This is a genomic window from Ottowia sp. (genome assembly GCF_035325765.1).
In the GTDB taxonomy this organism is placed as follows: Bacteria; Pseudomonadota; Gammaproteobacteria; order Burkholderiales; family Burkholderiaceae_C; genus Ottowia.
Window position 1 is genome coordinate 26790 of record NZ_DAOKZG010000029.1, and the last position, 14093, is coordinate 40882.

Annotated in this window: 12 protein-coding genes; 10 read left to right on the forward strand and 2 right to left on the reverse strand. The window is 70.8% G+C overall.

Annotated elements, in window-relative coordinates; genetic code table 11:
• Positions 1–383 precede the first annotated feature (383 nt).
• Both secF and PKA16_RS10455 read left to right on the forward strand, forming a co-directional pair.
• A complete protein-coding gene (gene secF, locus PKA16_RS10450) occupies positions 384–1337 on the forward strand; it encodes a protein translocase subunit SecF (RefSeq protein WP_324403019.1) in 954 nt (317 codons plus the stop codon).
• Between the two features lie 56 nt (positions 1338–1393).
• Entirely contained in the window at positions 1394–3874 is a 2481-nt protein-coding gene (locus PKA16_RS10455) for a DUF1631 family protein (protein ID WP_324403021.1), read from the forward strand.
• A 334-nt stretch (positions 3875–4208) separates the two neighbouring features.
• Here PKA16_RS10455 and dprA read toward each other — a convergent pair whose 3' ends face one another.
• Together dprA and PKA16_RS10465 are read right to left on the reverse strand one after the other, a co-directional pair.
• The gene (gene dprA / locus PKA16_RS10460; RefSeq protein WP_324403023.1) at positions 4209–5384 is read right to left on the reverse strand and encodes a DNA-processing protein DprA; all 1176 of its coding nucleotides are present in this window, start codon (positions 5382–5384) and stop codon (positions 4209–4211) included.
• A 22-nt stretch (positions 5385–5406) separates the two neighbouring features.
• Positions 5407–6603, reverse strand: coding sequence for a LysM domain-containing protein (locus PKA16_RS10465; protein ID WP_324403025.1), 1197 nt, complete (start codon positions 6601–6603; stop codon positions 5407–5409).
• A gap of 233 nt (positions 6604–6836) precedes the next feature.
• Between PKA16_RS10465 and def the strand changes: the two genes are divergently transcribed.
• From def to pyk, 8 genes are all read left to right on the forward strand, one after another.
• On the forward strand, positions 6837–7367 hold the full coding sequence (gene def, locus PKA16_RS10470) for a peptide deformylase (RefSeq protein ID WP_324403027.1): 531 nt from the start codon (positions 6837–6839) through the stop codon (positions 7365–7367).
• The gene (locus PKA16_RS10475) at positions 7364–7897 is read left to right on the forward strand and encodes a hypothetical protein (RefSeq protein WP_324403029.1); all 534 of its coding nucleotides are present in this window, start codon (positions 7364–7366) and stop codon (positions 7895–7897) included. The genes def and PKA16_RS10475 overlap by 4 nt, the downstream gene beginning before the upstream one ends.
• A 63-nt stretch (positions 7898–7960) precedes the next feature.
• Complete coding sequence (gene fmt / locus PKA16_RS10480) at positions 7961–9112, forward strand: methionyl-tRNA formyltransferase (protein ID WP_324403031.1); 1152 nt, start codon at positions 7961–7963, stop codon at positions 9110–9112.
• On the forward strand, positions 9109–9924 hold the full coding sequence (locus PKA16_RS10485; protein ID WP_324403033.1) for an AzlC family ABC transporter permease: 816 nt from the start codon (positions 9109–9111) through the stop codon (positions 9922–9924). Before fmt ends, PKA16_RS10485 begins: the two co-directional genes overlap by 4 nt.
• Positions 9917–10258 (forward strand): AzlD domain-containing protein, encoded by a 342-nt coding sequence (locus PKA16_RS10490; RefSeq protein WP_324403035.1) that lies wholly within the window; start codon positions 9917–9919, stop codon positions 10256–10258. The genes PKA16_RS10485 and PKA16_RS10490 overlap by 8 nt, the downstream gene beginning before the upstream one ends.
• Positions 10259–10370: 112 nt before the next feature.
• Entirely contained in the window at positions 10371–11612 is a 1242-nt protein-coding gene (locus PKA16_RS10495) for an MFS transporter (RefSeq protein ID WP_324403037.1), read from the forward strand.
• 76 nt (positions 11613–11688) lie between these two features.
• Positions 11689–12939 (forward strand): phosphoglycerate kinase, encoded by a 1251-nt coding sequence (locus PKA16_RS10500; RefSeq protein WP_324403039.1) that lies wholly within the window; start codon positions 11689–11691, stop codon positions 12937–12939.
• Between the two features lie 162 nt (positions 12940–13101).
• The coding region (gene pyk, locus PKA16_RS10505) for a pyruvate kinase (RefSeq protein ID WP_324403041.1) at positions 13102–14093 on the forward strand (992 nt) is incomplete at its 3' end.

The following is a 14093-nucleotide window of genomic DNA, read 5'->3' on the forward strand; positions in this document are numbered from 1 at the left end:
GGCGTGGGCGGCGCGCGACTGCACGGGCAATCGAGATGAAGCCCCTTGGTGGCGCCCCGCTCCTTTCCCCTGGAAGGGTGATGCACCCTGTGGCCAGGGGAACCCCTGCGACGCATGGTGCGATTGGCCTGCTCCGCGGCCGCGGGGGCAGTGTCGTTTTGTGCGGCGTGGGCGGCGCGCGACTGCACGGGCAATCGAGATGAAGCCCCTTGGTGTCGCCCCGCTCCTTGCCCCTGGAAGGGTGATGCACCCTGTGGCCAGGGGCACCCCTGCGACGCGTGGTGCGATTGGCCTGCTCCGCGGCCTCTCGAGGTGGCACGCGGGGTTCATGAGTCGCGCGCGATGCAGCGCACCGTGACCCACTGATACGAAAGAGATACGGCATGGAATTCTTCAAGATCCGGCGCGACTACCCGTTCATGCACTACGCGCTGTACTTCAACATCGCGTCGTTCCTGATGTTCGCGCTGGCGGTGTTCTTCCTGGTCACGCGCGGCCTGCACCTGTCGGTGGAGTTCACGGGCGGCACCGTGATGGAGGTCGCCTACAGCCAGCCGGCCGACCTCGGCAAGGTGCGCGGCAGCCTGGCCGCGCTCGGCTACAACGACGCCCAGGTGCAGAACTTCGGCACGTCGCGCGATGTCATGATCCGGTTGCCGGTGCAGAAGGACCAGACCTCGGCGCAGCAGAGCCAGGTGGTGATCAAGGCGCTGCAGGCGGACCATCCCGACGCCGAGCTGCGCCGCACCGAATTCGTCGGACCGCAGGTCGGCAAGGAGCTGGCCTCCGACGGCCTGAAGGCGCTCGCCTTCGTGGTGATCGGCATCATGATCTACCTGTCGATGCGCTTCGAATGGAAGTACGCGGTCGCCGGCATCATCGCCAACCTCCACGACGTCATCATCATCATGGGGTTCTTCGCCTTCTTCCAGTGGGAGTTCTCGCTCTCGGTGCTGGCGGGGGTGCTGGCCACGCTGGGCTACTCGGTGAACGAATCGGTGATCATCTTCGACCGGATCCGCGAGGCGTTCCGGCGCTTTCGCAAGATGTCGACGGTGGAGATCATCAACCACGGCATTACCGCCAACATCAGCCGCACCATCATCACGCACGGCTCGACCCAGGCGGTGGTGGTCTCGATGTTGCTTTTTGGCGGCGAAGCCCTGCATTATTTCGCGGTGGCGCTGACCATCGGCATTCTCTTTGGCATCTACTCCTCGGTGTTCGTGGCCGCCGCCATTGCCATGTGGCTGGGCATCAAGCGCGAGGACCTGATCAAGGCGCACCGGCGTGAACCGGGCGACCCGAACGATCCCAACGCCGGGGCCGTGGTGTAGGGAAAACCGGGTACAGGGGAGGTGAAGGCGCCGCCGGAACCCGCTACCATGCGCGCATGGTGACGAACCCGCAACCCGGTGCCATGGCGGCGGCGCAGCTCGCGCGCGAGGTGCGCGAGCGCTTTGCCCGTGCCGTCACCGGGTTGGTGGACGCTTTGCCGGCGGCGGTCGAGGCGCAGCTCGATGGCGTGCTGCGCGACAGCAAGGGCCTGACCATGGCCCAGCTCTCGGTGGCGATGGAGGCGGCGGGCGCCTTCAAGCGCCTGCGCGGCGCCTGGGTCGAGGCGGTGCATGCGCAGTGGCGCGCCGCACTCGCGCCGCGCGTGCACGAGGCGCAGCCGCAGAAGCCACTGGCCAAGTTCGGCCTGGTGGACGACGACGTGGTCGAAGACAAGATCCTCGCCTCGCGCCTGGGCGCTGCCGTGCTGGAAGTCGCCGGCAGCGAATGGAGCGACCTGCGCATGCGCATGCAGCGCCTGGAGCGCAACGGCGAACTGGCGGCCGATGATCCGCTGCGTCCGGACGTGTTCGCGCTGGCCCTGGTCAAGGGCTGGGCCGATTGCGGCCTGAAGCGGCCCATGTGGAACCTGGTGCAGGCCGGGCTGCAGCCGGTGCTGGCCAGACACTACCAGGAGGCCTATGCGCAGGGCAATGTGCTGCTGCGCCAGCACGGGGTCGAGGCCGAACTGGCACTGCGTGCGCGCGTGCAGCGTTCCGGCGGACCGCCCACGGGCGTGCGCGACGAGACACGCGCCAGCGGCGTTCGCAGTGGCCAGGCGCCGTTCGACAGTACGGGTGGCTGGAGCGGTCGCGACGCACGTGCCAGCCGCAGTGGCCATGGCAGCGTGGCGCCGTCCGGGCCGGTCGATGCGCGCGCTGCCTGGTCCGCCTCTCCCGCGGCGCAGCGCCACCAGGCCGGCGCTGTTGCCGCAGACGTGCCCGCGGGCACGACCGAGTGGCGCGATGGCGTGGCGCAGTCGGCGCTGGCCCGCGCGGCCCAGGAAACCCGCATGGTCACCGGCATGTCGCCGGTGGCGCGCGTGCGCCAGCGCGCGCAGGGCGTGCTGGGCCAGTTGCGCCGGCTGCTGTCCGACCCGGCCGTGGGTTACGACTCGGGCGCCGCGCCGCAGGCCCCGTCGCCGCAGCTGGCGCGCGCGCTCGCCGAGCCGCCCGATGCGGCCTACGCCGTGACCGAGCTGATGCACCGCGTTGATGGCGACACGGTGCCGCATCTGATGCCCGATGTCGGCGCGGTGGCACGCCAGTTGCGCCAGCGCGCCGCCGACCTGAAGGCCAAGGCGGAAAAGCCGAGCGAGAAGGCGGTCATCGAGATCGTGGCCCTGATGTTCCAGGCCATCCTGGCCGAGGAGCGCATCGCGGCCGGCGTTCGTGTGTGGTTCGCGCGCCTGCAGATCCCGGTGCTGCGGCTGGCGCTGGCGGAGCCTGACTTCTTTGCCTCGGCCGACCATCCGGCGCGCCAGCTGATCGACCGCATGGGCGCCTGCGCGCTCGGCTTCGACGCGGCCCAGGTGGCGGGCGATCGGCTCGAGCGCGAGGTCAAGCGCATCGTGCAGGTGATCGAGCAGTACCCCGAGACCGGCCGCCGCGTCTACCAGCTGGTGCTGGAGGAATTCAAGAAGTTCCTCGGCAGCTCGCTCACCGAGGGCAAGGCGGCCGGGCAGGTCGCCACGCTGGCGCAGCAGGTCGAGCAGAAGGAGGCCCTGGCGATCCAGTACACGATCGAGCTGCGCCGCATGCTGGCCTCGGTGCCGATCGGCGAGGAGGTGCGCGAATTCCTGTTTCGCATCTGGTCCGACGTGCTGGCCGTGGCGGCGGTGCGCCATGGTGCGCAGGACTCCGAGACGGTGCGCATGAAGCAGGCGGCGGCCGATCTGATCTGGGCCGTCAGCGCCAAGCCCGAGCGCACCGAGCGCGCGCGCGTGATGCAGCAGCTGCCCGGCCTGCTGCACGTGCTGCGCGACGGCATGGCGATGCTGGCCATCGCGCCCGAGGAGCAGGAGCGCCAGGTGAAGCTGATCAACGACGCCGTGGTACAGGCCTTCATGGCGCGCGGCGAGGGCCTGGCACCCGGCAAGTTCGACGAACTGGCGCATGCGCTGGCGACGCTGGAAGACGTGGTGAAGGATGAGCCCGAAGGCGAGCTCTGGCTCGATGCCGGCGTCATCGAACTGATGGCGGGCGAGGATGGCACGTCGGTCGAGGTCATCAGCGAGGGCGGGTCGCAGCCGGCCGAGGCGATCGTGCAGTGGGCGCGGCAGCTCGAGCTGGGGACCTGGTTCACGCTCGATTACCAGGGTGCGCTGATCCAGGTGCAATACGTCTGGCGCAGCGCGCGCGGCCAGCTGCACCTGCTGGCCGGGGCGGCCGACAAGAGCTACCTGGTGCAGACCCAGCGCCTGGCGGCCTACCTGCAGGCGGGCCTGCTGGTGCCGGTCGAAGACGAGGCGCTCACCGTGCGCGCGACGCGCGAAGCCCTGGCCAAGCTGCAGGCAAAGCCGGACGAATTGCTGCACTGATCCTGGAAACGGCAGTTGGCCGCGTCCGCCAGTGCCGCACTCGGCGTGGCAGGCGAGACGAGAGGACGCGGCAGGCTCGTGCCGGCAAGGACGATCAACGACGCATGGCGCGGCGAGAGTGGTGCTGGCGGGCGTGTAGCGTGCTCACCCATGGGGTGAACAGGAGAGAAGCCACCAACGTCCATGGCCACGCGCGTTTGGAGTAGGTTGCAAGCGGTCAACTGCCGTTTCCAGGCTGATCGCGTCGTGCGATGATGCGCGATTGCACCGCTGATGCGGCTGCGATGACGAAGGGCTCACGAACGGACGCGGCGGCCGTGGCGGCTGGGCTGCCTCAACCAAGCGCCAGGCGCTGGAACAGTCCGCCCGGCAGCCGGCCGACCTGACCCGCCAGTTCGAGCTCCAGCAGCCGCGCCTGCAGCGTCGCGGTGTCCAGGCCGGTGCGGGCCTGCAGTGCGTCCAGGCCGATCGGATCGCCGCCGAGCGCCCGCAGCAGGGCGTCGGCGTCGCTGCCGGGCGCGGGGGCGGGAGACGGGTCGGCGGCGGCGCCCCCGACAGGCACGGCAGCCGCGGCCGGGCCGGGCCAGTGCAACTCCTCCAGCACGTCCTGCGCGGTCTCGACCAGCTTGGCGCCCTGGCGGATCAGCGCGTGCGGGCCACGCGACTGCGGGCTGTGGATCGAGCCGGGGATGGCGAACACCTCCTTGCCCTGTTCCACCGCGAGTCGTGCCGTGATCAGCGAGCCCGATTGCAACGCGGCCTCGACCACCAGCGTGCCCAGGCTCAGCCCGGCAATCAGGCGGTTGCGCCGCGGGAAGTTGGGTGGCAGTGGCGGCGTGCCCAGCGGGTATTCGCTCACCAGCATGCCGTGCGCGGCGATGCGGTGCGCCAGTTCCCGGTGCTGGCGCGGGTAGACGCGGTCGATTCCCGTGCCGATCACCGCCAGGGTGGCCAGCCCCGGCCCCGCCTGGGGTGCATCCGCGTCGAGCAGGGCGCCTTCGTGCGCGGCACCGTCGATGCCCAGCGCCAGGCCCGAGACGATGCTCAGTCCGGCGGCGCGCAGGGCGCGCGCGAACTGCCGGGCATTCTGCAGCCCCTGGGGCGTGGGGTTGCGACTGCCCACCATGGCCAGCGCCTGCCGGGGCCAGCCGCCGGCCGCTTCCAGGCAGTCGATGCGGCCCTGCAGGTACAGCAGCAGTGGCGGATCCTCGATCGCCAGCAGGCCGGCCGGGTAGAGCGGGTCGCCCAGCGTCACCACGCGCCGGGTCGCGGCCGCGTCCGGCGCCGCCAGCCAGTCCTGGGTGGCCTGGAACTGGGCGGCGAGGTTGGAGGGCTCGGTGCGCAGGGCACTGGCCTGGGCTGGTCCGACCACCTGCTGCAGGGCGGCCGCCCCCTGGGCGAAGACCGCCTGCGGCAGGCCGAACGCCACCAGCAGGCGCCGCGCCGCGTCGTTGCCGATGCCCGGCGTGAGCACGAGCCGCAACCAGGCGGCCAGCTCGTCTGGCGCCACCGCCGTGCCCCCGGTCGCGCGATCAGCGCGGATTGGTCAGCTTGTCGCCCACCTGCACGGGGGCCGTCACTTCCATCACCAGCACGTAGGAGACGCGATCGAAGGTGCGAAACACCATGCCCAGCCCGTTGCGCTCGTCGGGCAGTTGCAGGGCCTCGCGCCGTCCCTCGGTCTTGTCGAGGATGCGCGGTCCGGTCGAGAGCAGGGCCAGCACGTCGCCGCTGGCCATGCCATCGCGCGTGCCCTTGTTGATGGCCACCACCTGGTTGCCTCCGGCGTAGCGCACGGCGTTGCCGTAGACCGAGACCACGCGCGCATCCACTGTCTGCTCGGGCGCGTGCGGTACGTAGTTGCGGTATTCGCGCGGCGGCTCGGGCAGCAACCGATCGCCCGCGCGCATCTCCTCCTTGCTGCTGAGCACGTCGATGGTGGCCGGCACGTGCAGCACGGTCGGCTCCGAGCCGGGCTGGGGCCCCGGCTCGGCGGTCTGCGATTCGCCGCGGACCAGCTGGACCTGGCCCACGTACTGGCCTTCGTAACCGAGGATTTCGCCGCTCACCGGGTCCTTCAGCGGGGTGGCGGCGCGAAACACGCGGAAGTCGGTCGGCGCGTCGGCGACCTTGGCCAGCGGCGCATCGTCGGGTCCGCGGGCATAGGCGCGGTCGCCGCTGACCACCAGCACCCGGTCCTGGTTGCTCAGCGCGACGATGCGCGGCGCGCGCTGGAAGGTGTCATCGTCGAATACCAGGGGTTCGGCCAGGAATGGTTCGATCAGGTGGGTCGCCAGCGTCGGCAGCGGGTTGGCGTCGAGCATCTCGACGCGATTGCGTGGCGAAACCCGCACCGTGCCCCCGACCTGGCCATCGGCCGTGCGGCGCGCGCGCAGAAAGGCGCGGTCGCCCACGCGCTCGAGGTAGAGCTGCTGGCCGGGATAGATCAGGTGCGGGTTGCGGATGTCGTTCAGGTTCATGCCCCACAACTCGGGCCAGCGCCAGGCCGAACGCAGGAACTTGCCGGAGATGCCCCACAGCGTGTCGCCGCGTCGCACCGTGTATTCGTCGGGTGCGTCGGGCGCCAGCGCCGACAGCGGCACGCCCTGGGCTGCCACCTGCTGCGCCGTGGCGCGCTGCGTCGGCGTGACCGGGGAGTGGATGCCATGCTGGGGCGGGGCGGCCAGCGCAGCCGCAGCGGCCAGCAGCGTGCCCAGGGGAAGCAGCACGGCGCTCGTGGCGCGAAGAAAAAGTGGTTTCATTGTTTTACAAAAACGCAGTTGCGCACTTGACAAGTCAGCAGACATTGTGAATGCAAGCCCGCCATCGGGCAACGACAATGCGGTGTCGAGCCCCCGGCGAATTGAAAAAGTAGCGAAAATAGCCACATCTTGAGGACTTCCGGCGGTCACCGACGCGGGGCAGGCGTTCCCGGCGCAGGTGCGAACCGCCACCCTGATCGATGGCCCTGCTTCCGATTCTTCGCTATCCCGACCCGCGCCTGCACAAGGTGGCCCAGCCCGTGGAGACCGTGGACCAACGCGTGCGCACCCTGGTCGCGGACATGCTGGAAACCATGTACCACGCCCAGGGCATCGGCCTGGCGGCGACCCAGGTGGACGTGCACGAGCGCGTGATCGTGATCGACGTGTCCGAGGCACGCAACGAACCGATGGTGCTGATCAATCCCGAATTGCTGTGGGCCAGCGCCGAACGGGTCCGGGGCGACGAGGGCTGCCTGTCGGTGCCGGGCATCTACGATGGCGTCGAACGCGCCGCCGAGGTGCGCGTGCGTGCGCTGGACGCCGAGGGCCGGGTGCGCGAGATCGCGGCCGAGGGCCTGTTGGCGGTGTGCATCCAGCACGAGATGGACCATCTGGTCGGCAAGGTGTTCGTCGACTACCTGTCGCCGCTCAAGCGCGGCCGCATCAAGTCCAAGCTGCTCAAGGCCGAGCGCGAGGAGCGTGCGGAAAAGGCCAGGGTGACGGCGTGACGCCGCAGCGCCAGGCACTCGGCGGCGTGCTTCGCGGGGGGCTGGGCAGTGCCATCGTGGCGCTGCTGCTGGCGGGTTGCGCGCTGTTTCCCGACCCCGAGCGCGTGGCGCCGGGCACCCCGGTGGCGCAGGTGCTGGAGCAGCTCGGCCGGCCGAGCGCGCACTTTCCGGCCGGCGGCGGGATGGACGAGCGCCTGCAGTACTCGTACCAGCCGGGGGGACAGCGGGTGATCAACCTCGATCTGGACGACCGGGGCCGCGTGGTGCGGGTGGAACAGGTCCTGAACGAAGCCCTGTTCGCCCAGCGCATCGAGCCGGACCGCTGGACCCGGGCCGACGTGCTGCGTGAATACGGGCCGCCGGCGCGCATCGAGCAGGTGCACAACTTCCATGGCGACATCTGGGTCTGGCGCTATCTGACCGGGCCCACCTGGCGCCTGCTTTTCATCGACATCGATCCGACCGGCGTGGTGCGCGGTTGGTCGACCGGCGACGAACCTCTTTCCGACCCGCCCGAGCCACCACGCTGAAATGCTGCGCGGGTGCGCGCCGACCTTCCTACCCGGGGCCGGATGCGGCCTCCGGAGCCATCCATGAGTCTTCGAGTCGCTTTCGCCGGCACGCCCGAGTTCGCCGCGCGCGCCCTGCAGGCCATCCTGGAAGCCGGCTTTGCCGTGCCCCTGGTGCTGACGCAGCCCGATCGCCCTGCCGGGCGCGGCCTGAAGCTGCAGACGTCCCCGGTCAAGCAGCTGGCGCGCGCGCACGGCCTGCCCGTGGTGCAGCCGCGCAGCCTGCGCCTGGACGGCCGCTACCCGCAGGACGCCGAGGCCGCGCGCGCCGCCCTGCAGGCCGCCGACGCCGACGTGCTGGTGGTTGCAGCCTACGGCCTGATCCTGCCGCGCTGGGTGCTCGATGCCATGAGCGCCGCGCGGCCGCCCGGAGGCGCGCAGGCCCCCTCTGGGGGCAGCGCAACAGGCGCAGCCGTGGAGCGTGGGGGCGAGATGAGCGCCGCGCGGCCGCCCGGAGGCGCGCAGGCCCCCTCTGGGGGCAGCGCAACAGGCGCAGCCGTGGAGCGTGGGGGCCTGGGGCTCGGTGCGCTGAACATCCACGCCAGCCTGCTGCCGCGCTGGCGCGGCGCGGCGCCGATCCAGCGCGCGATCGAAGCCGGCGACGCCGAAACCGGCATCACCATCATGCAGATGGACGAAGGCCTGGACACCGGTGCCATGTTGCTGCAGGCGCGCTGCCCGATCGGTGCGCAGGCCACCAGCGCGACCCTGCACGACGAACTGGCGGCCCTGGGCGCGCGCCTGATCGTGGAGGCGCTGCGGCGCGCCGCGCAAGGCAGCTTGCGGGCCGTGCCCCAGCCGGCGACCGGTGCGACCTATGCGCACAAGATCGACAAGGCCGAGGCCGCCATCGACTGGCGCCTGCCGGCGGCCACGATCGAGCGTCGGATCCGCGCCTTCGACCCGTTTCCGGGGGCCAGCACAAGCCTGGAGGGTGTCCCCCTCAAGGTCTGGCGAGCCAGCGTCGACGCACAGGCGCTGCCCGCGGGTGCGCTGCCCGGCGACGTGCTGGCGGTGGACGATGACGGCATCGGGGTTGCCTGCGGCGAAGGGGTGCTGCGCCTCGCCGAACTGCAGCGCGCGGGCGGTCGGCGCCTGCCGGCGCGCGCCTTCCTGGCGGGTTGTCCGGTGGCGCCCGGCATGCGGCTGGGGACAGGGCAGGGCGACGTGCCATGAACATGCCGCTGCCGGAACGGCCGCCGGACCTGGCGCCGCACACGCGCCTGGCCGCCTGGCTGCAGCAGCGCGTCGACGCCTGGGCGCGCACCGCGCGCCACCCCCTGTTCTGGGTCGGGGCGCGCGAGATGAGCGGTGTCTCGGTCGGGTTGACGGCCTGGGCCTTCATGACCGGCGTCGCCATGGTCAAGTCCGGGCTCACGCTGAGCCAGGCGGTGCTGATGACGCTGCTCGTCTTCGCCGGCAGCGCGCAACTCGCGGTGCTGCCGCTGATCGCGGCCGGCGCGCCCCTGTGGGTGATCTGGACCGCGGCCACCTGTGTCAACCTGCGCTTCGTCGTGTTCAGCCTGCATCTGCGCGACTACCTGATGTTCCTGCCGCGCGCGCAGCGCATGTACCTCGGCTACTTCATGGGCGACGTGACCTACGTGCTGTTCACCCGGCGCTTTGCGCGGCCGGGCGAAACCGAGCGCCAGCGTCGCGCGCAGCTGGCCTACCTGTGGGGCGGCAACTGCCTGAACTGGGCGAGCTGGCAGACCATGAGCCTACTCGGCATCTTCCTCGGCGCGGCCCTGCCGGAGCGCTGGGGTCTGGGCTATTCCGGCACGCTGGCCCTGCTGGCGGTGACCTGCACCCTGGTGACGACGCGGCTGCGCGCGGTGGCGGCGCTGCTGGCGGGCGTCGCCGCGCTGGCTGCCTACGGCCTGCCGTATCGTCTCAACATCGTCGCCGCGATCGCGGTGGCGCTGGCGGCCAGCCTGCTGCTCGAGCAGCGCCAGCGCGCCGCCGCCCAAGGAGCGGGCGATGCCTGAATCCGACGGCTGGATGCTGCTGGCGATCCTGGGCCTGACGGCGATCAGCATCGTCACGCGCAGCTTCTTCTTCATCTCGGAGCGCCCCTGGCGGCTGCCGGCCTGGGCCCAGCGCGCCCTGCCCTATGCCCCGATCGCGGCGCTCTCGGCCGTCATCGCGCCGGACGTCTTCCTGCAGGGCGGGGCCTGGGACGTGTCCTGGCGCGACGCCCGCCTGTGGGGCGCGCTGGCGACCATCCTGTACTACGTCTGGGGACGCGATCGGCCGCTGCCACTGCCGCTGGCGATCGGTGCCGGCCTCGTGGTCTACCTGCCATTGCAGTTGCTGCGCTGATCGTCTGCAGGCGCGGCGACAAGGCGTACCATCCGGGTTTTGCCCGCGCGCCGGGCCCTGCCGTCGCGGCTGCAGCGCCGGCGGGCGCGTGCACCGGGGCATCACCCCTGCCATGACCAGCGGCACTGCCATACCTCCCGCCCTGCCAGCGAGCCGCGAGGGCACGCGCTATCGCGTGCTCGGCGCGATCAGCTTCTCGCACTTCCTCAACGACATGATCCAGTCGTTGATCCTGGCCATCTACCCGATGCTCAAGGGCGAGTTCGCCCTGAGCTTCGCCCAGGTCGGCCTGATCACGCTGACCTACCAGTTCACCGCCTCGCTGCTGCAGCCCCTGGTCGGGCTCTACACCGACCGCCACCCCAAGCCGTACTCGCTGGTGTTCGGCATGGGGGCGACGCTCAGCGGCCTGGTCGTGCTGTCGCTGGCGCCGAGCTTTGGCGTGGTGCTGCTGGCGGCGGCCCTGGTGGGCACCGGCTCGTCGGTGTTCCACCCCGAATCCTCGCGCATCGCGCGCCTGGCCTCGGGCGGTCGGCCGGGGCTGGCGCAATCGATCTTCCAGGTTGGCGGCAACGGCGGCAGCGCGGTCGGCCCGCTGCTGGCCGCGGCCATCGTGATGCCGCACGGGCAGGGCGCGATCGCCTGGTTCGCGCTGGCGGCGCTGGTCGCCATCATCGTGCTGTGGCAGGTCGGTGCCTGGTACCAGCGCCAGCACCTCGCCAGCGGCGCGCGAGCGCGACGCAAGGCCGCGCCGATGGCCAGCCCGGTGTCTTCGCGCGTGGTGGCGCTGGGCATCGGCGTGCTGCTGGTGCTGATCTTCTCCAAGTACTTCTATCTGGCCAGCCTGACCAGCTACTACACCTTCTACCTGATCACGCGGTTCCACCTGTCGGCGCAGGCGGCGCAGGTCTACCTGTTCGTGTTCCTGTTCGCGGTGGCCGCCGGCACCTTGCTGGGCGGCCCGATCGGTGACCGCATCGGCCGCCGCCAGGTGATCTGGCTCTCCATCCTCGGCGTGGCGCCGTTCACCCTGGTGCTGCCCCACGTCGACCTGATGTGGACCGGCATCCTCACCTTCGTCATCGGCCTGATCCTGGCCTCGGCCTTTCCGGCCATCCTGGTGTTCGCCCAGGACCTGATGCCGGGCAAGCTTGGCGCCGTCTCCGGCCTGTTTTTCGGCTTTGCCTTCGGCATGGGCGGCATCGGTGCCGCCGTGCTCGGCGCGCTGGCCGACCAGCGCGGCATCGAGTTCGTCTACCACCTCTGCGCCTGGCTGCCGCTGCTGGGCGTCCTCGCGGTGCTGTTGCCCGACGTCGGGCACGAGCCCCGTCGCCTGCGCGCCGCCGCGTCCTGAGCGGACACGCGGGGCAGCCCTTCTACAATGCGGCGGCCCGCCCCTGGCGGGCCGTGCAACCAACCCGCTTCCTCCGATGAACGTCCTCCGTTTTGCCGACCTTTGCGCGCAAGGCGCCGTGCGTGGCCGGCGCGTCTTCATTCGCGCTGATTTCAACGTGCCGTTGAAGGCCCCGGTGCCCGCCGCCGGCGCCGACCCGCAGGACCTGGTGGTTGGCGGCTGGGGCGATCCGGCGCGCATCGCCGAGGACACGCGGATCCGCGCCAGCCTGCCCGGCATCCGCATGGCGCTGAAGGCCGGCGCCGCCGTGATGGTGACCAGCCATCTGGGCCGCCCGACCGAGGGGGTGCTGCGGCCGGAAGACTCTCTGGCGCCGGTCGCTGCCCGCCTGGGCGAGCTGCTCGGGCGCCCGGTACCCCTGGTGGGCAACTGGGTGGACGGCGTCACGGTCGCGCCTGGCGAGCTCGTCCTGCTCGAGAACTGCCGCGTCAATCCAGGGGAAAAGAAAGACGATGAGCAGCTATCTCGAAAAATGGCTGCTCTTTGTGACATTTACGTGAACGATGCCTTCGGTACGGCACACCGCGCCGAAGCCACCACGCATGGCATGGCGCGCTATGCCACCCAGGCCTGCGCCGGCCCCTTGCTGGCGGCCGAGATCGATGCCCTGAACCGCAGTCTGAAGGACCCGAGGCGGCCCCTGGTGGCCATCGTCGGCGGCAGCAAGGTGAGTACAAAACTCACGATCTTGCAGTCATTGGCGGCTAAAGTAGATCAACTCATCGTTGGCGGTGGAATTGCGAATACCTTCATGCAAGCCGCAGGCCTGCCCATCGGGCGCAGCCTGGCAGAGCCCGACCTGGTGGACGAGGCGCGTGCCGTGATGGCCGCCATGCGGGCGCGCGGTGCCGAAGTGCCGATCCCGACCGACGTGGTCACTGCCAAGGCGGCGACGGCGGAGGCCGCAGCCGAGGTCAAGCCGGTCCACGCCGTGGCGGACGACGACCTGATCCTGGACATCGGCCCCGAAACCGCGGCGCGCCTGGCCGCGCAACTGCGCCAGGCCGGCACCATCGTCTGGAACGGCCCGGTCGGCGTGTTCGAACTGGCTGCCTTCGAGGGCGGCACGCGTACCCTGGCCCGCGCCATTGCCGACGCCAGCGCCTTCAGCATCGCCGGCGGCGGCGACACGCTGGCCGCCATCGCCAAGTACGGCATTGGCGCCGAGGTCGGCTACATCTCGACCGGCGGTGGCGCCTTCCTGGAAGTCCTGGAAGGCAAGACCCTGCCGGCGCTGGCGATCCTGGCGCAGCGCGCGGCCGCCTGACGTCGGCCCCGTGCGCGGCCGGACGGGGGCTGCGCCGACGTTGCCGGCATGCCAGAATGGGCTGTGCGGGTGCGGCCAGGAGGCTGGGCGACGGCGCCGCCGCGAGGCCGTCCGCCATCGCCCGCGCAGCGTGAACCACTTTCCGTCCTTTCGAAAGCCCCCATGAGTCGTCGCCGCGCCACCAAGATCGTTGCCACCCTCGGGCCCGCCTCGAGCGATCCGGCCATCCTGGAGGAAATGATCCGCGCCGGCGTCAACGTCGTGCGCCTGAATTTCAGCCACGGCGTGGCCGCCGACCACGTCGAGCGCGCGCGCCGGGTGCGCGAGGCGAGTGTGCGCGCCGGGCGCGAGGTGGCGATCATGGCCGACCTGCAGGGGCCCAAGATCCGTGTCGGCAAGTTCGCGGACGGCAAGGTGCAACTGGTGCAGGGCGCGGCCTTCGTGCTGGATGCGGCGCGCAGCGAGCCGGGCGACGCGCAGGGCGTGGGCCTGGACTACAAGGAGCTGCCGCGCGACGTCCGGCCGGGCGACACGCTGCTGCTCAACGATGGCCTGATCGTGCTCGCCGTGGACGCAGTGCGCGGCGAGGCGGTGCACACCACCGTCAAGCTCGGCGGCGAGCTGTCCAACAACAAGGGCATCAACAAGCACGGCGGCGGCCTGACCGCGCCGGCGCTGACGGCCAAGGACATGGAGGACATCCGGACCGCCATGAGCCTGCGTGCCGACTACGTGGCGGTCAGCTTTCCCAAGAGCGCCACCGACATGGAGATGGCGCGCCAGCTGTGCCACGTCGCCGGTGCCGAATGGGGGCACAAGCCAGGCCTGATCGCCAAGATCGAGCGCGCCGAGGCGATTCCCAAGCTGGCGGAGATCATGGCCGCCAGCGACGGCATCATGGTGGCGCGCGGCGACCTGGCGGTCGAGGTCGGCAACGCCGTGGTGCCGGCGCTGCAGAAGAAGATGATCCGCATGGCGCGCGAGGCCGACAAGCTGGTGATCACCGCCACCCAGATGATGGAAAGCATGATCAGCAACCCGGTGCCCACGCGCGCCGAGGTCAGCGACGTCGCCAATGCGGTGCTCGACGGCACCGACGCCGTCATGCTGTCGGCCGAGACGGCGGCCGGCAAGTATCCGCTGGAGACCGTGCG